A 19,873-nucleotide genomic window follows, 5' to 3' on the forward strand; every position below is an offset into this window, starting at 1 on the left:
GTCCGCAACGCGCTACTTCTCGAGCTGACGCTGCAGGCCGCGCACGAATTCGGTGAGGCCGGTGCGGCGCTCGCGCTTGAGGCGCTCGGCCTTCAGGATCGACTGCACCTCGGCAAAGGCATCGTCGACGTTCTGGTTGACGACGATGTAGTCGTATTCCGCCCAATGGCTCAGCTCATGACTGGCGCGGCTCATCCGTCCGCGGATGACCTCTTCCGAATCCTGCGCCCGGGTATGCAGCCGCCTCTCGAGATCGGCGGCCGACGGCGGCAGGATGAACACCCGCACCACATCGGCGCTGGCTTTCTGGTGGAGCTGTTGCGTGCCCTGCCAGTCGATATCGAACAGAACATCCTGCCCCACCGCTAGCGCGGCCTCGACCGGCGCGCGCGGCGTGCCGTAGCGGTTGTCGAATACGGTGGCCCATTCGAGTAGTTCACCGTGCTCGACCATCTTCTCGAACTTCTTCTTGTCGACGAAGAAGTAGTCGCGGCCCGCGACCTCGCCCGGCCGCATCGGCCGCGTGGTCGCCGACACCGACATCTTCAGGCCCGGCTCGCGCTCCAGCAGCATGCGCGACAGCGTGGTCTTGCCGGCGCCCGACGGCGACGACAGGACGAACATCAGTCCGCGCCGCTCTACGCCGTCAAAACCCTGCGCCGTCATCATTCACTCCAGATTCTGGACCTGTTCGCGGAACTGCTCGACCACGTTCTTCATTTCAAGCCCGGTGTTGGTCAGTTCGACGTCGTTCGACTTCGAGCAGCAGGTGTTCACCTCGCGATTGAACTCCTGGGCGAGGAAGTCAAGCCGGCGCCCGACCGGACCGCCCTTGCCGATTATCTCGCGCGCCTGGGCAATGTGCGAGGCGATGCGGTCGAGTTCCTCGCGGATGTCGGCCTTGGTGGCGATCAGGATCGCCTCCTGATTGAGGCGGTCGGCATCGAAGCGGTCGGACGTCTCGAGCAGGGCCGCGATCTGCTCGGCAAGCCGCGCCTTGATCGCCTCGGGCTTGCGGCCGGGAGCGGTCTCGGCACGCTTGGCAAGCCGCTCGATCTCGTCCATCCGCTGCATCAGGATCTGCCCCAGCGCATCGCCCTCGCGGCGGCGCATCTCGACAAGGCTGCCGAGCGCCTGCTCGAAGGCCATCGCCGCCGCCTCGCGCGCCGCCTTGTCCTCGTCCTCGTTGCTCTCGGGCTCGACCACCTCGATGACGCCCTTGATGCCGAGCAGTCCGTCGATGCTCGGTGCCACCGCGTCGATCCGCTGCGCGAGCGTGCCGGCGACCTTCACCACGGCGGCAAGCACGTCCTCATTGATGCGGATCGTCTGCGCCGCGTCGGTGCGCTTGACGATGAGATTGGCGTAGACCGTGCCGCGCGACAGCAGCTCGCCCGCCCGCTTCTTGGCAAGCGCTTCCAGTTTGTCCCAGCCCGGCGGAAGCCGCAACCGCAGGTCAAAGCCCTTGGCATTGACCGATTTCAGCTCCCACTCGAACGTATAGGGACCGCTTGCGCCATGGCTTCGGGCAAAGCCAGTCATGCTCGACAGCGCCATCGCGTGAAACTCTCCAACAGAAGGATATGGGACTCACCCGGAGCCTGCGAGACTCGTGGGGAGCCGGCGCGACCTTAAAACGGATTCCGTGAAAGTGGAATTACGTTCCACCGCCGGAAACGCAGAGCTACAGCATGATCCGGAAAAGTGTGTGGCGGTTTTCCGAAAGATCATGCTCAAACAAGAAGCTAAAGCTCGATGACGATCGCGCTTTAGCGCTGCACCACCGGCGGCGAATTGGTCTGCTGGGCTGCGCCCTGCCGACCGCGCGGCGGCTTCTTTTGATTGGTGGGCTTCGGCGTCGTCGCCGTGGGATTGGTGTCGGCGCCGGGCGCCGCGGCGGCGGGCGCCGGATCATCCGCGGGCTCGACGGTGTCGTTCTGGATCTGCTTTTCCGACGCGCGCAGTTTGGCGACGTTCTTCGCGTGCTGGTCGTAGGTTTCGGTGAAGGCGTGGCCGCCGGTTCCATCGGCGACGAAGAACAGGTCGCGGGTGCGCGCCGGGTTGGCGGTCGCCTCCAGCGAGGCGCGGCCCGGATTGGCGATCGGTCCGGGCGGCAGGCCGTCGATCACATAGGTGTTGTAGGGCGACGGCTGCGTGATCTCGCTGCGCTTGATCGGACGGCCCAGCGTTCCCTTGCCGCCCACCAGTCCGTAGATGATGGTCGGATCGGACTGCAGCTTCATCCGCTGGCGCAGGCGGTTGACGAACACGGCGGCGACGCGGCTGCGCTCGTCGGCGCGGCCGGTTTCCTTCTCGACGATCGAGGCCAGCGTCACCAGTTGGTCCGGCGATTTCAGCGGCGTGTCGGTGTTGCGGCGTTCCCAGATTTCGGCGAGCACGCGCTTCTGCGCCTGCTGCAGGCGCTGGATCACCTGGTCGCGCGTGGTGCCGCGCGGGAACTTGTAGGTCTCCGGCAGCAGCGTGCCCTCGCGTGGGATCTCGCGCACCGAGCCGGTGAAGATGTCGTTGTCGGAGAGCCGCGTCACGATCTGCTCGGAAGTCAGGCCTTCCGGTATCGTGATGGCGTGCTGCACCACCTTGCCGTCGACGATGGTGGCGATGACGTCGCGCAGGCTGGCATTCTTCTGGAACGAATATTCGCCGGGCTTGAGATCGGAGCTTGCCTTCAGCGCGAACACGCCGCCGATGAAGACCCACGGATTGACGTTGATCACGCCCTCACGCGAGAGCACGTCGGCGATGTCACGCTTGCCGGCGCGCGCCGGGATGTTGACGATCTTGTCTTCCTGCAGCGGTCCCGGCGATTCCAGTGCCTGCTTGCCGTAGTAGTACGTCGCTCCGGCGCCGATCATCAGGATGATCAGGATGGTGAAGATGGCATTGCCGACGATCACGAAGGGATTGCGGGCGCGATCCGAGCGCTTGGGCGGCGGCGGAAGCTGTTCGGGCTCCAGCGCGGCGCGTGGACTCCTCGGTGAAATGGGCGGCCTCTCACTCATCGATGCAAACCAATATCCTGCCGGTTGAATCGTGGCCGGACAAACCCCTGCCCTGCCAATAGCATACGCCCGCTATTAGGAGTCACCGCGGAATACGGCAAAACGGTGGACTAGTTCTAAAGACCTACTAATTGGTCACGCGCTGCACGATCACGGAAGCGTTTGTGCCGCCGAAACCGAAGGAATTGGACAGCGCCACATTGACGTCACGCTTGCGCGACGTATGCGGCACGAGATCGATCGCCGTTTGCACCGACGGGTTGTCGAGATTGATGGTCGGCGGCACCACGTTATCGCGAATCGCCAGGATCGCGAAGATCGCCTCGATCGCGCCGGCCGCACCCAGCAGATGTCCGGTCGCGGACTTGGTCGACGACATCGAAACCTTCGAGGCCGCATTGCCGAGCAGACGCTCGACCGCGCCGAGCTCGATCTCGTCGCCGACCTGCGTCGAGGTACCGTGCGCATTGATGTAGTCGAGGTCGGATGCCACGAGGCCGGCGCGCTTCAGCGCCATGCTCATGCTGCGGAAGCCGCCATTGCCGTCCGGCGGCGGCGAGGTGATGTGGAAGGCATCGCCCGACAGGCCATAGCCGGTGACCTCGGCATAGATCTTCGCGCCGCGGCGCTTCGCGTGCTCGTATTCCTCGAGCACGAGGACGCCGGCGCCCTCGCCCATCACGAAGCCGTCGCGATCCTTGTCGTACGGCCGCGATGCCTTTTCCGGGGTCTCGTTGAAGCCGGTGGACAGCGCACGCGCCGCGCAGAAGCCGGCGATGCCGATGCGGGAGATCGGCGATTCGGCGCCGCCCGCGACCATCACCTCGGCGTCGCCGAGCGCGATCAGCCGCGCTGCGTCGCCGACCGCATGCGCGCCGGTCGAGCACGCCGTGACCACCGCATGATTGGGTCCCTTCAGGCCGTGCTCGATCGAGACATAGCCGGAGGCCAGATTGATCAGACGGCCCGGAATGAAGAACGGAGAGACCCTGCGCGGTCCGCGCTCCTTCAGCAGCACCGCAGTCTCGGCAATGCCGGTGAGGCCGCCGATGCCGGAGCCGATCATCGTGCCGGTGGCGAACTGGTCCTCGTCCGACTTCGGATGCCAGTCGGCATCGTCCAGCGCCTGCTTGGCCGCGCACATCGCATAGACGATGAAGTCGTCGACCTTGCGCTGGTCTTTCGGCTCCATCCACTGATCGGGATTGAAGGTGCCGCCAGTGCCGTCGCCGCGCGGAATGTAGCAGGCGACCTGGCTCGGCAGGTCGGACACGTCGAACGTGTCGATCTTCTTGCCGCCGCTGTCTCCGGCGAGGATGCGCGCCCAAGTTGCGTCAACGCCGCAGCCGAGCGGTGTAAGCATGCCCAGCCCCGTGACGACAACTCGTCTCATTTCCACGTCTCCGGCCAGCAATGCGCGGCTGATAATAAGAAGCCGGGGGACCGCTCGATCACGGTCCGTCCGGCCCCGTCAACTTCGCGATCGGCGTCAGCTCTTCGCGTTCTTCTCAAGAAACTTGGTCGCGTCGCCAACGGTCAGAATCGTCTCCGCCGCGTCGTCGGGAATCTCGCAACCGAATTCTTCTTCGAATGCCATCACGAGCTCGACGGTGTCGAGGCTGTCGGCGCCGAGGTCATCGATGAAGCTCGCGCTATCGACCACCTTCTCGGGTTCGACACCAAGGTGCTCGACCACAATCTTCTTAACCCGCTCGCCAATCTCACTCATCGTTCAACCTCGTTGTTCCATTGGACCCGACCCCAAGACGATACGAGCCATCGTGGTCGTCTCGATTACTCAGTCGCGCATAGTCTTGATTCGGCCCGGTCGTAGCCGACTAAAGCCCCGGCGAACGGCAGGCGTCGCCACGCCAATATACAGGGTTTCAAAATCCTGCAATGGCGTTCTTCGCCCATCCACGGGGGCTTCAGCTACCATACTTCCAAAGCCTTGACTACACGCCTGAACCGGCTCCCGAAAACGGCTTTTCGCCGCATTGCGAGAGCCGGCCAGTAGCTCAAATCATAGCCATCCCGCCGTTGACGTGGATCGTCTGTCCGGTGACGTAGGCGGCCTCGTTCGAGGCCAGATAGACCGCCGCAGCAGCGATATCCTCGGGCGTTCCGAGCCGAGCCGCAGGAACCTTCGCCAGGATGGATTCGCGCTGCTTGTCGTTCAGCGCATCGGTCATCGGCGTCTTGATGAAACCCGGCGCGATGCAATTGGCGGTCACGCCGCGCTTGGCGTATTCGGCGCCCAGCGTCTTGATCAGGCCGATGATGCCGGCCTTCGACGCGGTGTAGTTGCCCTGCCCCGGATTGCCGGTGACGCCGACGATCGAGGTGATCGCGATGATGCGGCCGAAGCGCTTGCGCATCATCAGTTTGGTCGCGGCGCGCGCCAGGCGGAACGTCGCGGTCAGGTTGACCGCGATCACGTCGTCCCAATCTTCGTCGCGCAGCTGCACGAACAGGTTGTCGCGGGTGATGCCGGCGTTGGCGATCAGGATGTCGACCTGCCCCATCGCAGCTTCCGCTGCCGGCACCAGCGCCTCGACATCATCCTTGCTCGAGAGATTGCACGGCAGCACGTGCACGCGCTCGCCGAGCTTGGCCGCGAAGCTGTCCAGCACCTCACGCCGCGTCCCCGAGATCGCCACCGTCGCGCCCTGCGCATGCAGCGCCTGCGCGATCGCGCCGCCGATGCCGCCGGTTGCGCCCGTGACGAGCGCCGTCTTGCCAGTCAGATCAAACATCGAATTCTCCTTCCGGCTGCTTCAAGCCGAAGCTGCGAGCGCGTCCTTGGCCGCAGCGATATCGTTCGGACCGCCGACGGACACGCCGACCGCGCCGTCGGCAATGCGCTTGACGAGGCCGCTCAGCACCTTGCCGGCGCCGATCTCGAAGAACCGCGTCACGCCCTGCCCTGCCATATAGGCAACCGACTCGCGCCAGCGCACGGTGCCCGTGACCTGCTCGATCAGGCGGCGGCGGATCTCGTCGGGATCGGTGATGGCGGAAGCCAGCACGTTGCTGACGAGCGGCGCCGCGGGCGCCTTGATGGTCACGCCCGACAGCGCCTCTGCCATCGCATCGGCCGCCGGTTGCATCAGCTTGCAATGGAACGGCGCCGACACCGGCAGCAGCATGGCGCGCTTGGCGCCCTTGGTCTTGGCGATTTCGACCGCGCGATCGACGGCGGCCTTGTCGCCGGAGACCACCACCTGGCCGCCGCCATTGTCGTTGGCGGCCTGGCAGACCTGTCCCTGCGCCGCCTCGTTGGCGACCGCCACGGCGGTTTCGTAGTCGAGACCGAGCAATGCGGCCATCGCACCGACGCCGACCGGCACCGCCTTCTGCATCGCGAGCCCGCGGGTGCGGAGCAGCCGCGCGGTGTCGCTGACGGAGAGGCTTCCGGCGGCGGCCAGCGCCGAATACTCGCCGAGCGAGTGCCCGGCAACGAAGGCCGCGTTGCGGCCGACCGAAAAGCCGGCTTCGCCCTCGAGCACGCGCAATGTGGCGATCGACACCGCCATCAGCGCGGGCTGGGCATTTTCGGTGAGTTGCAATGTCTCGCCGGGACCATCCCAGATGATCGCGGTCAGCTTTTCGCCCAGCGCGGAATCGACCTCGTCGAACACCGCCCTGGCCGCCGGAAAGGCGTCGGCCATGGCCTTGCCCATGCCGACCGCCTGCGAGCCCTGCCCGGGAAACGTAAATGCTGCCGTCATCGGCGATCCCTACCTTGTTGAGCGTGATCTCCGCGCAGGCGCTTTACGCCCGCCGCAGGGGAAAACGGTATCCGCGTCGCGCAAAACGCGCCACAGCGGGTCCGGGCCAATCCCTTGCAACCAAGCCTTGGCAATAAGGCCTTGGCAACCAAGCCTTGACAACCAAGCCTTGCAACCGGCCCCGGACCGGGCCGTAAGACACTGATGGAGGCGGTGCTGTCAAGCCGCGCCGGAGGAACCCTGGGGATGCCGGTCCGGCTCCAGGCTAGAACCCGCCGGCATTCTGGTCGGCGTTAACTTCGGCGCCAGCCCTCGCCCGGCGTGCGCTGTTGACCAGCTGCCCCGGACGATCCTCGCTGGCGGGCCTGGCGGTCGCCATCCGCAGCACCGCGGCGTAGCCCGGCTGCACCTCCATCCGGCCGGCATAGCGGCTTTCGCTCAGGATGCGATGGACGCGCGGCAGGTTGTAGCAGGGCACGTAGAACAGCAGATGATGCTCGAGGTGATAGTTCACGTAATACGGCGCGATGAAGAGACGCTCGAGGACGTTGGCCCGTGTGGTGCGGGTATTGCGCAGGGGATCGGAGCTGTCGGGCACGACGGCGTGTTCGGCAATGTTGCGGATACGCGTGATCACCATCATCCAGGTCAGCAGAGGCACCAGCCACAACAGCGGATAGGCCCACCACACGCCGGCGGCGGCGAGGCCCGCGAACAGCAGCGCATTGGTGACGCATTGCGGCCCGAGCTTCTGCCAGAAGTTGGCGGCGCGCCGCGACAACGGCCACTCCTTCGGCCCGATCGCATTGAGCAATTGCGCCTTGCGCTGCTGGTAGCCGGTCTGCCCGGTGATATCGCGGAAGAACTTGCGGCGGTAGCTCAGCTTCGTGATCGGAAACGGCGCCGACAGCACGAGATCGGGATCATCCTCCTGCTGCGTCCGCGCATGATGCTGCAGATGATAGCGGCGATAGCCGCGGGTCTCCGCGAAGATCGGATAGGCGCAGAACCACTGGCTCAGCGTCAGATTGGTCCTCTCGTCCGCCGACAGGCAGCCGTGCGCCCCGTCATGCATCAGGATCGCGAGCCCGAGCTGGCGCGAGCCGATGATCGCGACCGCGAGCAGATAGGTCAGCGGATTGGGCCACCACGCGACCAGCGCGATCGCGCCCAGGATCAGCGCCCAGGCGTGCACGATCAGGGCTGCGCCCTTCCACGTGGTGCGCTCGCGCACCGCGACCAGTTCGTCCTCGGTGAGGAATCACGGGCTCGCATGCGAAGCGCGGTCATGTGCTTGTCTCCCCGTCCGTTGAGGATGAAGTGCTGTGATCGCCGACCAGCCGCAGACGCGTCCCGTCATTGGCCGACGTTGAAGTTGATGTCGCCTGCTCGCCGAGCGCGCGCAGCAATTCGCGGCACATTTCCTCGGAGCCGCGGCCCATCGCAAAACCTTCGACGATCACGCCGATCGCGATCGCCCAGAACCGCCGCGAGCTCTCCTCGGGCGCGCGCAGCGAGCGCCAGCCATGCCGCTCGACCTGGCCCGCATAGGCGCGCGCGCCCTCGCTGTGCAGGCGTTCGATGGTGCGCTCGACCAGGGGCGCAAGGTCCTGCCGGCGTCGCGTGAGGGTCAAGGCCTCCGCGAAGAAGGCGACCGTGTCGGTCGCGGTCACGGTCTCGGCCAAAGCGTGGGTGTAGTCCCGCGGGGTGTGCGCATTCAGGGCGACCTGCTCGGTCGCGCGCGCGAGATAGAGCATGTCGCGGCTGGCGGCTTCGACGAACAGCGCTTCCTTGGTGCGGAAGTAATAGGTGATCTGGCTCGGAAAGGCGTCGGCGGCCGCGGCGATATCGGAGATCGATGTGCCCGAGAGCCCGCGCTCCTTGAACAGGCGGCTGGCGGCATCGAGCAGCAGCGAGCGCATCTTGCGCCCCGCCGACCGCGTCGCGCGAACCGCGTGCTTCGGATCGGGCGCAGACATGCCGCTGGCGGTCTCCGAACCCATATCTCGTCCTCCCAAGATATTTGTATGACATACAAACAAAGAAATCAACGGGAAAACGCCCGAGGTTGCGTCAAACGGCCCGGAGGGCTACGACGCCTCGCGCATCCGGAGGCCGAGAACCCTTGCTTTCGTACCCAAAATCCGTATAAGCGCGGCATTCGTGGGCTCCGGCCGGGAGCTGAACGGACGGTCTCAGCAAATTCACCCGTTGATTTTGATGTGGCAGGGCCAGTCGGCCCGTCGTCCCGTGCTCCCGCCTTCTTGAGCAGCTCGAGTCCTTTCCGAAGGTCTCGAAGGGCTTGTCGCCGGAAACCACGCCAACACAGGAAAGGACAACCATGCCTCTTTACGAGCATGTTTTTCTCGCGCGTCAGGATGCGAGCACCCAGCAGGTGGATGAACTGACGGCCCAGATGACGGGGATCGTCGAACAGGGCGGCGGCAAGGTCACCAAGACCGAGAGCTGGGGCGTACGCTCCCTCACCTACCGCATGAACAAGAACCGCAAGGCGCATTTCGTGCTGATGAACATCGACGCACCGTCGGCCGTCGTCACCGAGATCGAGCGCCAGGAGCGGATCAACGAAGACGTCATCCGTTACCTCACCGTGCGCGTCGAAGAGCACGAGGAAGGCCCGTCCGCGATGATGCGCAAGGCCGACCGCGATCGCGAGCGCGATGACCGTGGTGGTGGCTTCCGTGGCGACCGCGAAGGCGGTTTCCGTGGTGACCGCGAGGGTGGCTTCCGTGGCGACCGTGGTCCGCGCCGTCCGCGCGACGAAGAAGCTGCGACCGAGGAGTAAAGAATCATGGCTGATGCTGGTGCCCGCCGTCCGTTTTTCCGTCGTCGCAAGTCCTGCCCGTTCACGGGCGCGAATGCGCCGAAGATCGACTACAAGGATTCCAAGCTGCTGATGCGTTACGTCTCCGAGCGCGGCAAGATCGTGCCGAGCCGCATCACGGCCGTGTCCGCCAAGAAGCAGCGTGAGCTCGCCCGCGCCATCAAGCGCGCGCGCTTCCTCGGCTTGCTGCCCTACGTGATCAGGTAATCGTTTCCGGCCGGCGGCTTACGTCGCCGGCCGCTCATTCTCATAAGGCTTCCGGGTCGTCCGGTCGCCGATGGTTGGGGTTCTCGAAGCAGGACCCCTAACCGCTCGAAGGGGGCGGGACAGCTGATGATCGGGATACTCATTGTTGCACTTGCCGCCGGCGCCGCGTCGGCGCTGATGTTCGCCTCGATCAGTTCGGGCGCGCTGATCTCGTTGCTGCTGTACTTTCTTGCGCCGCTGCCGCTGATGGTGTCGGCACTCGCTTGGGGACCGCTTGCCGCGGCCATCGGCGGCGTCGCTGCTGCATCCGTTCTCGGCGCGATCTTCGGACTTCCCTATTGCATCGCGTTTGCCATGATCGTCGCCGTGCCCGGCTGGTGGCTCGGCCACCTTGCGCTGCTCGGACGGCCGATCGAGAGCTCCGCCGGCGACAGCGCCACCCAGCAGCCGCCAGCGCTCGAATGGTACCCCGTCGGCCGTATCCTGCTCTGGATCGCAGCCTTCGCCATCATCACCACGACCGCAGCGCTGCTCACGCTCGGCTCGGATGCCGACACAGTCACCGGTGCTTTGCGGCGCGGCCTGCTTAAGGTGCTCGGCACCGGCGAAGGGTTGCCCAGCGGTGAGATCGAACGATTGGTCGACGTGCTGGTGATCCTCGCGCCCCTCGCTGCAACGATCCTCGCGATGGTCACGCTGACGCTGAGCCTGTGGCTCGCCGGCAAGATTGCGCAAACCTCGGGGCGGTTGAATCGGCCGTGGCCGGATTTCCGCACCACGGCGCTTCCGGCCGTGACGCTGGTCGCGCTGCTGGCGGCGGTCGGCGTCAGCTTCATCGGCGGCATGCTTGCGCTGCTGGCGCAGATCATCACTGCGGCACTCGTAATCGCCTATGCGCTCGTCGGCTTCGCCGTTCTGCACACCTTGACGCTGTCGCTCACCAATCGCGGCTTCTGGCTCGGTGGCATCTATGCGGTCGTCGTCATGTTCGGCTGGCCGATCGTGGCGATGTTCGCGCTCGGCATCGCCGACGCCGTGTTCGGGCTGCGCCAGCGCTATCTGCAGACAAGACCGCCGCCTTTGCCCGCGGCTTGAGATTCGATCCAACCGCTTAAACCCGTACTTAGCATCTAAAGGAGAACGAAAATGGAAGTCATTCTGCTCGAACGCGTTGCCAAGCTTGGCCAGATGGGCGAAGTCGTGCGCGTCAAGGACGGGTTCGCCCGCAACTTCTTGCTGAAGCGCGGCAAGGCGCTGCGCGCCACCGAGGCGAACCGCGCCAAGTATGACGGCATGAAGGCCGAGCTCGAGGCCAACAACATCAAGGCCAAGGGCGAAGCCGCCAAGGTTGCCGAGAAGATCGACGGCCGCGACATCGTCATCATCCGCCAGGCCTCCGAGTCCGGCCAGCTGTTCGGCTCGGTCACGGTGCGCGACATCGTCGCCGCGCTGGCGACCGACGGCGTGACGGTTTCGCGCCCGCAGGTCTGGCTCGACTCGCCGATCAAGGTAATCGGCGCGCAGAAGGTGACGATCGCCGTCCACCCCGAGGTCGAGACCAGCGTCACCGTGACGGTCGCTCGCTCCGCTGAAGAGGCCGAGCGGATCAAGCGCGGCGAGGACATCTCGACCCGCCAGGAAGACCAGGACGCGGCTGCCGAGGCGCTCGCCGCCGCCGGCGAGTTCTTCGATCCGGAAGCCCAGCACGACGAGGAAGCCGCGCCGGCTCCGGCCGCCGAAGAGAAGTAAGCTTCTCGCCATCGTCCAACCGACTAAACGCTACGAAGCCCGGCCTCGATCAGGCCGGGCTTTGGATTCGTGCCGCCGTCTTGTCGTCGAGCATGGCGATCGAGGCCAATGCGGTCGCGGTGTGCTTCTCCTTGCCGTCGATCACGCAGAACACGTCGGCTGCAACGACGGCGACCTGACGTCCCGGCTTGATCACGCGCGCCCGGCAGATCAGACGATCGCCCGACGCCGGCGACAGCAGGTTCAGCTTGTACTCCGCCGTCAGCGCCGGCTGCCCGCGCGACGTCGCCGCTGCGATCGTGGTGGCGTTGTCGACCAGGAACGCCGTCACCCCGCCGTGAAACAGGCCGTGCTGCTGCAACAGCTCCGGCCGGCGGTCGACCGCGAGCGTGCAGGTGCCGCGCGACAGCTCGGCCAGTTCGGCACCGACAAGACCCATGAAGCCCTGCCGGCCGACATTGTCGCGAATTCGCGTCGCGATCGGTGCAAAGTCGGGATCGGTCTCGCTCATGAAGTCCCTCCTGTTCGCTCCGGCGCACCCGACGCCACCACTGCGCGATCCGCGCAGGCGATCAGCGTCTCGATCTGTTCGCGCGGATCGCCGGTATGGCGGCCCGACAGCCAGGCGCGGCAGAAGATCTGCGCCGGCCCGATGATCTGGCTGAAGAACAGCACAGCGCTCATCGGCAGCAATTCGCCGCGCGCAAGCAGCGGCGCGCGCCAGCGCTCGATGCCATCGGTGAGCCGCGAATTCTCGGTGCGCTGCGCGCCGCGCACCTCCTCGCCCCACTCGCTGCGCGAAATCTCGAACAGGAAGCGCGCCTCGCGCCGGTTGCTCACGACCCAATCGAGATGGGCGTGGATCAGCCGCGCAACGCCCTCGCCCGCCCCGCAGCTGGCGTCGACCGAGCTGATGATGGCGGCGTGATAGGCCTGCAGGATTTCCAGGAACAGGGTGCCTGCGAGCTCCTTCTTCGAGGTGAAGAAGTGGAAGAAGCTGCCGTTGGACGCGCGCGCGCGGGAGCGGATTTCGGCCACCGTCGCGCCCTCAAACCCGTCGCGGTCGAACACCGCCAGTCCTGCCGCCAGCAGATCTTCGCGTGCCGTGCTCAAGTCGTCCTCTCCTGACTAGATTAACACTCTAGAGTATTGCTCTAATGATGGTCAATCGAATACGCCGGACCTTGGGGCCCGGCGTTGGCGATTACTTCGAGGTCGGGGCTTCCGGCGGGCCGGAGCCTGGCGTCGTGGGCGGAGGTGGCGGCGGCGCCGTCGCAGTCACCGGCGGCGCGGCTGGCGCCGGAGCGGGGGATGCGGCTGCGGCCGGCTCGGATGCGGCAGGCGCAGCCGCCGCAGGTGCCGGTGTGACCTGCGGAACCGGATCGGATCGCACGGCAGGCGGTTCACCGCCGCCATTGCTCTTCGGCGCGTCGACCTTTGCCGTGTCGGGCTCGGCGGCAGGCTTCGCCGTCTTCTCGGCTTCACCCTTGTCATCATGCCTGGTGGATGTCTTGGAATCGTCGCTGGTCGCCACGCCCTTGGGTGTCTCCTCGGACTTCGGCTCCTCGACGGGCTTGCCGCGACGGCCGTGCTTCTGACGCGACGGCTTGCCCTCGCCCAAGGCCTGCGGCGTCTGGCCGTCGTCCGGCTTCGCGCCCTCCGGCGCCTCGCTCGGGCGGGCCATCCGCTTGCCGCGGTGAACTGGACGTCCTTCGGGATTCAAACCGTCGGTGTCAGGCTTGGCCCCTTCCTTGGCACCTTCCTGCGGCGCTGCATCCTGGTGCCGTCGCCGGGCTGGACGCTCGGACGGCTGTTCCGGAGACTGGTTGGCCTCCTGCCTGCCTTCCCGGCCCTTGGCGCCCTTGGGTTGATCCTTGGCCTGGTAGCGCGGGTCGTTGGCGCCGTTCGAAATCAGATAGGACGCAAGCACGCCGGCCATGTCGCTGGACGTCGTGTAGTGCTGGCGCAGGAATCCCGGCAGCGAACCGGCCGGAACCGACTTCAGCAGGCCGCGCGGGCTCTTGTGGCAAGCAGTGCAGGTGCTTGCGAAGATCTGGGAGGGGCTCTTGCCGGCCTCGAGGTTTTGCGCTTGCGCCGATACGGCTGACAGGCAGCCAGTCAGAAGCGCCACCGTCGCCAGACTGAGGGCTCGGCTCAACATTCCTTAAGTCTCCAGATTCCGGAAAAATCGCCGCCGGCGCCTGATGGATCGGCCGCGGCGGTCACCTTTTAGCCGATTATCGCGCGAATGGAAGCGCAGCCATGACGCATCCACGCAATTGTCACATTTTGGAATATCGGCTTTGACCACAACGCAATAGCGCGATCTAATTCCCTGCCTATCTTGAGGTTGGGGACACATTGGAGTGATCAACTCCGGTGGTGTCGGTGTGCAGCTTGCCGTTCCGTTGGTGTTTCGATGGACCGATTGTTGCGATACTTCTTGGGGCGCTTCATCCGCCGCGGTTCGATCACGTTCACGACCGCAAGCGGCGCTCAGTTCACCTGCGGTGACGGCACGGGCGTACCGGTCGCCGTGCGCTTCATGACGCGAGGAGCGGAACTCCGCATCCTGGTCGATCCCGAACTTTATCTCGGCGAAGCCTTCATGGACGGCACGTTCGTGGTGGAGCAAGGCACCATCGCCGACGTGCTCGCGGTCCTGATGGGTCAGGCAGCCATGCTGCCGAACTTTGCCAGGCTGCAAGCCTGGGTACGCTTCCTCGGACGCCGCGCCCAGCAGATCAATGTACGCGGCCGGTCCAAAAGCAACGTCGCCCGTCATTACGATCTCGACGGCCGCCTCTATTCCCTCTTCCTCGACGCGGACAAGCAATACAGCTGCGCCTATTTCGAGACGCCGGACGCGACGCTGGACGATGCCCAACTCGCCAAGAAGCGTCACCTCGCCGCAAAACTCCTGATCAAGCCCGGGCACCGCATCCTCGACATCGGTTCCGGCTGGGGTGGCCTTGGGCTCTATCTCGCCGAGATGAGCGGCGCCGACGTCACCGGCGTCACGCTGTCGACCGAGCAGCTGCAAATTTCCAACGCCCGGGCGGCGGAGCGGAACCTCGCGCAATCGGCGCGCTTCCTGCTGCAGGACTACCGCGACATTCCCGGGCCGTTCGACCGCATCGTCTCGGTCGGCATGTTCGAGCATGTCGGGGTCGCCTACTATGAAACCTTCTTCGCGCGCTGCGCCGAACTGCTCAGCGACGACGGTGTCATGGTGCTGCATTCGATCGGCCGCTCCACCGGCCCCGACGTCACCAGCCCCTGGATCCGGAAATACATCTTCCCCGGCGGCTACATTCCCGCCCTGTCCGAGGTCATGCCGGCGATCGAGAAGGCCGGATTACTGATCTGCGACATGGAGATCCTGCGCCTGCACTATGCCGAGACGCTGAAGGCGTGGCGCGAGCGCTTCATGGCGCGACGCGAGGAGGCCGTGCGGCTCTACGACGAGACCTTTGCCCGAATGTGGGAATTCTACCTGGCCGCCTCGGAGATGTCGTTCCGCGTGCAGAACATGATGAACTTCCAGCTGCAGCTCACCAAGCGCCAGGGCATCGTCCCGATAACGCGCGACTATATCGGCGGCGAAGAAGCCCGCCTGCGGCTGAAGGAGGCCGGCGCGGCCAAGCCCCGGCTGCAACTGGCCGGCGAATAGGCCCGAAGGAACAGGTGCTGCTAGTTGCGCAGGCTATAGGCCGATCCGCAATGGCCAAAGGTCGGCGCCGGACGCGCCAGATGCGCCGCGGCGGCCGAAATCAAGCTGGCATCGCAGGGAACAGTGCGGACTTCGGGACGCGCCGCCTGCTCCATGGCATCGACAAGCGCCACCAGCCAGCGGCGGTCCATGCCATCTGCCCGGCCAAGCCTTGATCGCACAGTTTGAAACTCTCGAGCCATCGCCGCCGTATCTTGCCTGAGCGAAGACAACCCGGAATCCGCCGGGTCGTTCCCGCGAACCTGCCGCAAAGAAAGTGCGGCGCATGTGATCTACTTCACAGAGGTCTGTCCCGGGCTGTCGTAGTGGTCCGGAATGACCCGAGAAACACACCAGACGATGTTGGACCCGCAGCGCGATATCGCGACCGACTACGCCCTGATCGCCACTGGCGTGGTGGCCGCATTGATCGCGCTGGCCTTCCTCATCCTGGTCTGAGAAATCGACGCCAACAGCCGCCTCGCCTCTCCATGGGTCCGCTCGCCTGGCAAAAGGTTCAGGCTGCGTCCAATTTTTGCCAAGACCGTGCTGATCGGCCGGCTCCCGCCCGGTTTCGGACAAAACCCCAGTCAAGCGGAATGCATCCGGCTGTTTCGGATTCACACCTCGCGTTGTGTGAATCGTGCATAAGAAACATCCGTCCTTTCGCTTCGTGCCGGGCTGGCGCTTCATCGCCGCCCCACAGCCGAAAATCTCAGTAACGACGAAATCAGAAGACTAAGCTCGTCCATGGCCTTGATTGATTCGAACGTCCACAAGCTCGCGCCCGACGCCGCATCCCCGGCCTACCGAAGTGCGCCGCACAACATCGAAGCGGAACAGGGCCTGCTGGGTGCGATCCTGGTCAACAACGACGCCTTCTACCGGGTCTCCGATTTCCTGGAGCCGAAGCACTTCTTCGAAACCATCCATCAGCAAATCTATGAAACCGCCGGAAGCCTGATCCGGATGGGCAAGGTCGCGAACCCCGTGACCTTGAAGACGTTCCTGCCGGCCGAGCTCGACATCGGCGGCATGACGGTCGGTCAATACCTCGCCCGGCTTGCCGCCGAAGCGACCACCATCATCAACGCCCAGGACTACGGACGCACCGTTTACGATCTCAGCCTGCGCCGCAACCTGATCCAGATTGGCGAGGACATCGTCAACGTCGCCTACGACGCGCCGGTCGACTTCGCGCCGCGCGCCCAGATCGAGGATGCCGAGCGGCAGCTCTACAGCCTTGCTGAAACCGGCCGCTATGACGGCGGCTTCCAGCGCTTCGCACAGGCACTGACGATCGCCGTCGACATGGCGGCGAAGGCATTCCAGCGCGACGGCAAGCTGTCGGGCATCTCGACGGGTCTGCGCGACCTCGACGCCAAGATGGGCGGCCTGCAGCCGTCCGACCTCATCATCCTCGCCGGCCGTCCCGGCATGGGCAAGACATCGCTCGCCACCAACATCGCCTACAACATCGCCAAAGCCTATGTGCCGGAAGTCCAGGCGGACGGCACCACCAAGGCAGTCAATGGCGGCTGTGTCGGCTTCTTCTCCTGCGAAATGAGCGGCGAACAGCTCGCCACGCGTATTCTCGCCGAGCGCACCGGCATTCCCTCGAGCTCGATCCGTCGCGGCGGCATCTCCGAGCTCGATTTCGAGAAGATCCGCGACTGTTCGATCGAGCTGCAATCGCTGCCCTTCTACGTCGACGAGACCGGCGGTCTCTCGATCTCGCAGCTCACCGCGCGGGCGCGACGGCTCAAGCGCCAGAAGGGTCTCGACCTGATCGTGATCGACTACATCCAGCTGCTGCAGGGCTCGGGCAAACGCGGCAACGACAACCGCGTGCAGGAAATCACCGAGATCACCACCAACCTGAAGGCGCTGGCCAAGGAACTGAACGTTCCGATCATCGCGCTGTCGCAGCTGTCGCGTCAGGTCGAAAACCGCGACGACAAGCGGCCGCAGCTGTCCGACCTGCGTGAATCCGGCTCGATCGAGCAGGACGCCGACGTCGTGATCTTCGTCTATCGCGAGGAATACTACCTCGCCAACAAGGAGCCGCGCGCGGGCACGCCGGAATATGAGAAGTGGCAGATGGACATGGACCTCGCCCACGGCAAGGCCGAAGTCATCATCGGCAAGCAGCGCCATGGCCCGACCGGCACGGTCGATCTGCACTTCGAGGCCAGCGTCACGCGCTTCGGCGACCTCGCACCCGACGGTCAGGTTCCGGATCACGGCCACTGAGATCCGGACTCGGTTGAACGACGCAAGGCACCCGCGTAAAACTGAGCCATGAACATCGTGACTGACGCGAAATCGCAGCTGACACCCGAGGCCAGTTTGCTGGCGGCCCACCCGACCGCCAGCGGTATCCTCACCATCGACCTCGACGCCATCATCGCCAACTGGCGCAAGCTCGAGAAGACCGCGGTGCCGGCCGAGTGCGCCGCCGTGGTCAAGGCCAACGCCTATGGCTGCGGCGCCGAGCAGGTTGCGCGGGCGCTGGCCAAGGCCGGCTGCAAGACCTTCTTCGTCGCCAGCGTCGAGGAGGCCGCCGCGGTGCGCGCGGCCGCTCCCGAGGCGACGGTGTATTCGCTCGGCGGCTTCTTCCAGAACACCGGCGACGCCTACGCCAGGATCGACTGCAAGCCGGTGATCGGCGATCTCAACGAGCTCGCCGAATGGGACGTGTTCTGCCGCCGCTCCGGCTGGTCCGGCGGCGCCGCCATCCATATCGACACCGGCATGAACCGGCTGGGGCTCACGGTCAGCGAGGCGCAGGGCATCATCCCGCGGATCAACGCCGGCGACCACGGCATCACGCTGGTCATGAGCCACCTCGCCTCCGCCGAATTGCTCAACAATCCTGCCAACGCCAAGCAGCTCGCGAGCTTCCGCGAGATCGCGAGCCTGTTCACCGGCGTGCCGGCCTCGCTGGCGAATTCTTCCGGCGTGTTTCTCGGCGCGCAATTCCAGTTCGAGATGGTGCGGCCGGGCTGTGCGCTCTATGGCGTCAATCCGACGCCGGAGGCCGACAACCCTATGCAGCAGGTGGTCGACCTCAAGGCGCGCATCGTGCAGATCCGCAACATCGACCGCGGCGAGACCGTCGGCTATGGCGGCACCTGGACCGCGCGCCGGCCGACCCGGCTTGCGATCGTCGCCGCCGGCTATGCCGACGGCTATTTCCGCGCCGCCAGCGCCAATGACGGCACCCGCGGCGCCGAGGTCGTGGTCGCCGGCAAGCGCTGCCCGATCGCCGGCCGCGTCTCGATGGACCTGATCGCGGTCGATGTCACCGACCTCGACAAGAATGCCGTGCGGCGCGGCCACATGGTGACGCTAATCGGCGAAGGCATCACGGTCGACGAGGTCGCGCATCATTTCGGCACCATCGGCTACGAGGTGCTGACCAGCCTCGGCCGCCGCTTCGCGCGCATCTACAAGGGCGGCGATGCCGTCGCCGCGAGAAGCGACGCGGTCACCGAGACGAGCGAGCCGGCTGCCACGCCCGCTGCGCCGCCAGCCTTGCCAACAGCAGCGCCCGCTGCGCCGCCGCCACTGCCGGCCGCCGAGCCAACAGCGACGTCCACCTGACATGATCAAGGTTCGCGATTGCCGGTGCGCATGAAGATCGCGACCTTCAACATCAACAACGTCAACCGCCGCCTGCCCAACCTGTTGCGCTGGCTCAAGACCGCCAAGCCCGACATCGTCAGCCTGCAGGAGCTGAAGGCCAGCGACGCCGAATTTCCCGCGGCCGCGCTCGAGCAGGCCGGCTACGGCGCGGTGTGGCAGGGACAGAAGACCTGGAACGGCGTCGCCATCCTCGCGCGCAAGGCCGAGCCGGTGCTGATCCGCACCGCCCTGCCCGGCGATGCCGGCGATCACGAAGCACGCTACATCGAAGCCGCGGTGCGCGGCATCGTCGTCACCAGCCTCTATCTGCCGAACGGCAATCCGCAGCCCGGGCCGAAATTCGATTACAAGCTCGCCTGGTTCAAGCGACTGCGCGCCCATGCCGCCAAGCTGCTCAAAGAGGACGTCCCGGTGGTGCTCGCCGGCGACTACAATGTCGCGCCGACGCCGTTCGACATCTACCCGACGCGCTCCTGGGACAAGGATGCGCTGATCCAGCCGAAGAGTCGCGCCGCCTTCAAGGCGCTGGTCGATCAGGGCTGGTGCGATGCGATCCGCACCCTGCATCCGGACGATCAGATGTTCACCTTCTGGGACTACAAGCGCCAGCGCTGGCCACGCGATGCAGGCCTGCGGCTCGATCATCTCCTGCTCAGCCCCGCAGTGGCGCCACGGCTCGTGAAAGCCGGCGTCGACCGCGCCATCCGCGGCGAAGACGGCGCCAGCGATCACGCGCCGGCGTGGGTGGTGCTGAGGTGATGCACCGGCATCACGCCTCGTGACAATCGGCATGATGGTGGTCGCGACGTGGATCGGATGATGCCGCACACACCGCCGTCGTCCCGGCGCAGGCCGGGACCCATAACCACAGAATTGGCTTGGTAGGGAAAGCTGTGGCCCCAGCGTCGTGCAACAATCGCCTTCGGTGGCTATGGGTCCCGGCCTGCGCCGGGACGACATC

Annotated in this window: 20 protein-coding genes and 1 pseudogene; 8 read left to right on the forward strand and 13 right to left on the reverse strand. The window is 65.5% G+C overall.

Annotation, left to right across the window (positions count from 1 at the left end):
• Positions 1 to 12 precede the first annotated feature (12 nt).
• The 9 genes and pseudogenes from gmk to AKL29_RS30090 form a co-directional block, all read right to left on the reverse strand.
• Complete coding sequence (gmk, locus tag AKL29_RS30050) at positions 13 to 666, reverse strand: guanylate kinase (protein ID WP_028335167.1); 654 nt, start codon at positions 664 to 666, stop codon at positions 13 to 15.
• 3 nt (positions 667 to 669) lie between these two features.
• Positions 670 to 1,557, reverse strand: a complete 888-nt coding sequence (locus AKL29_RS30055) for a YicC/YloC family endoribonuclease (protein WP_050386642.1) — start codon at positions 1,555 to 1,557, stop codon at positions 670 to 672.
• A 212-nt stretch (positions 1,558 to 1,769) separates the two neighbouring features.
• Complete coding sequence (gene mltG, locus AKL29_RS30060) at positions 1,770 to 3,020, reverse strand: endolytic transglycosylase MltG (protein WP_016844279.1); 1,251 nt, start codon at positions 3,018 to 3,020, stop codon at positions 1,770 to 1,772.
• A gap of 127 nt (positions 3,021 to 3,147) precedes the next feature.
• On the reverse strand, positions 3,148 to 4,413 hold the full coding sequence (gene fabF, locus AKL29_RS30065; protein WP_050386643.1) for a beta-ketoacyl-ACP synthase II: 1,266 nt from the start codon (positions 4,411 to 4,413) through the stop codon (positions 3,148 to 3,150).
• Positions 4,414 to 4,509: 96 nt separating this feature from the next.
• A complete protein-coding gene (locus AKL29_RS30070; RefSeq protein WP_002716125.1) occupies positions 4,510 to 4,749 on the reverse strand; it encodes an acyl carrier protein in 240 nt (79 codons plus the stop codon).
• Positions 4,750 to 5,038: 289 nt separating this feature from the next.
• Entirely contained in the window at positions 5,039 to 5,776 is a 738-nt protein-coding gene (fabG, locus tag AKL29_RS30075) for a 3-oxoacyl-[acyl-carrier-protein] reductase (RefSeq protein ID WP_028335164.1), read from the reverse strand.
• A 21-nt stretch (positions 5,777 to 5,797) separates the two neighbouring features.
• Positions 5,798 to 6,751: an ACP S-malonyltransferase gene (gene fabD / locus AKL29_RS30080; protein ID WP_050386644.1), complete on the reverse strand. Its 954-nt coding sequence runs from the start codon at positions 6,749 to 6,751 to the stop codon at positions 5,798 to 5,800.
• Between the two features lie 265 nt (positions 6,752 to 7,016).
• A pseudogene (locus tag AKL29_RS30085) lies at positions 7,017 to 8,041 on the reverse strand (fatty acid desaturase family protein).
• Positions 8,038 to 8,754: a TetR/AcrR family transcriptional regulator C-terminal domain-containing protein gene (locus tag AKL29_RS30090; protein WP_050386645.1), complete on the reverse strand. Its 717-nt coding sequence runs from the start codon at positions 8,752 to 8,754 to the stop codon at positions 8,038 to 8,040. The pseudogene AKL29_RS30085 and the gene AKL29_RS30090 overlap by 4 nt, the downstream one beginning before the upstream one ends.
• A gap of 338 nt (positions 8,755 to 9,092) precedes the next feature.
• Between AKL29_RS30090 and rpsF the strand changes: the two genes are divergently transcribed.
• The 4 genes from rpsF to rplI all read left to right on the forward strand — a co-directional run bounded on the left by rpsF (position 9,093) and on the right by rplI (position 11,552).
• A complete protein-coding gene (gene rpsF, locus AKL29_RS30095) occupies positions 9,093 to 9,557 on the forward strand; it encodes a 30S ribosomal protein S6 (protein WP_028335160.1) in 465 nt (154 codons plus the stop codon).
• A gap of 6 nt (positions 9,558 to 9,563) precedes the next feature.
• Complete coding sequence (gene rpsR / locus AKL29_RS30100; protein ID WP_016844287.1) at positions 9,564 to 9,803, forward strand: 30S ribosomal protein S18; 240 nt, start codon at positions 9,564 to 9,566, stop codon at positions 9,801 to 9,803.
• A gap of 126 nt (positions 9,804 to 9,929) precedes the next feature.
• Positions 9,930 to 10,898 carry a hypothetical protein gene (locus AKL29_RS30105; RefSeq protein ID WP_050386646.1) on the forward strand — a complete coding sequence of 323 codons (969 nt, stop codon included), beginning with the start codon at positions 9,930 to 9,932 and terminating at the stop codon, positions 10,896 to 10,898.
• Between the two features lie 51 nt (positions 10,899 to 10,949).
• Positions 10,950 to 11,552 (forward strand): 50S ribosomal protein L9, encoded by a 603-nt coding sequence (rplI, locus tag AKL29_RS30110; protein ID WP_016844289.1) that lies wholly within the window; start codon positions 10,950 to 10,952, stop codon positions 11,550 to 11,552.
• 49 nt (positions 11,553 to 11,601) lie between these two features.
• On the opposite strand, the gene AKL29_RS30115 is transcribed toward rplI, so the two are convergent.
• The 3 genes from AKL29_RS30115 to AKL29_RS30125 form a co-directional block, all read right to left on the reverse strand.
• Entirely contained in the window at positions 11,602 to 12,063 is a 462-nt protein-coding gene (locus tag AKL29_RS30115; protein ID WP_050386647.1) for a PaaI family thioesterase, read from the reverse strand.
• Positions 12,060 to 12,665, reverse strand: a complete 606-nt coding sequence (locus AKL29_RS30120; RefSeq protein WP_050386648.1) for a TetR/AcrR family transcriptional regulator — start codon at positions 12,663 to 12,665, stop codon at positions 12,060 to 12,062. Before AKL29_RS30120 ends, AKL29_RS30115 begins: the two co-directional genes overlap by 4 nt.
• Before the next feature lie 91 nt (positions 12,666 to 12,756).
• A complete protein-coding gene (locus tag AKL29_RS30125; RefSeq protein ID WP_050386649.1) occupies positions 12,757 to 13,713 on the reverse strand; it encodes a hypothetical protein in 957 nt (318 codons plus the stop codon).
• 258 nt (positions 13,714 to 13,971) lie between these two features.
• On the opposite strand from AKL29_RS30125, the gene AKL29_RS30130 reads away from it, so the two are divergent.
• Positions 13,972 to 15,225, forward strand: coding sequence for a cyclopropane fatty acid synthase (locus tag AKL29_RS30130; protein ID WP_028335154.1), 1,254 nt, complete (start codon positions 13,972 to 13,974; stop codon positions 15,223 to 15,225).
• Positions 15,226 to 15,245: 20 nt separating this feature from the next.
• Here AKL29_RS30130 and AKL29_RS43480 read toward each other — a convergent pair whose 3' ends face one another.
• Positions 15,246 to 15,416: a hypothetical protein gene (locus tag AKL29_RS43480; RefSeq protein ID WP_167350434.1), complete on the reverse strand. Its 171-nt coding sequence runs from the start codon at positions 15,414 to 15,416 to the stop codon at positions 15,246 to 15,248.
• Positions 15,417 to 16,014: 598 nt separating this feature from the next.
• Between AKL29_RS43480 and AKL29_RS30135 the strand changes: the two genes are divergently transcribed.
• From AKL29_RS30135 to AKL29_RS30145, 3 genes are read left to right on the forward strand one after another with little or no spacing between them, the layout of a single operon-like run.
• Entirely contained in the window at positions 16,015 to 17,517 is a 1,503-nt protein-coding gene (locus AKL29_RS30135; RefSeq protein WP_028335153.1) for a replicative DNA helicase, read from the forward strand.
• A 48-nt stretch (positions 17,518 to 17,565) separates the two neighbouring features.
• Positions 17,566 to 18,870 carry an alanine racemase gene (gene alr, locus AKL29_RS30140; protein WP_050386650.1) on the forward strand — a complete coding sequence of 435 codons (1,305 nt, stop codon included), beginning with the start codon at positions 17,566 to 17,568 and terminating at the stop codon, positions 18,868 to 18,870.
• A 30-nt stretch (positions 18,871 to 18,900) separates the two neighbouring features.
• Positions 18,901 to 19,671: an exodeoxyribonuclease III gene (locus tag AKL29_RS30145; protein ID WP_050386651.1), complete on the forward strand. Its 771-nt coding sequence runs from the start codon at positions 18,901 to 18,903 to the stop codon at positions 19,669 to 19,671.
• The last annotated feature ends 202 nt before the right edge of the window (positions 19,672 to 19,873 follow it).

This window comes from Bradyrhizobium pachyrhizi, assembly GCF_001189245.1.
Taxonomy (GTDB): domain Bacteria; phylum Pseudomonadota; class Alphaproteobacteria; order Rhizobiales; family Xanthobacteraceae; genus Bradyrhizobium; species Bradyrhizobium pachyrhizi.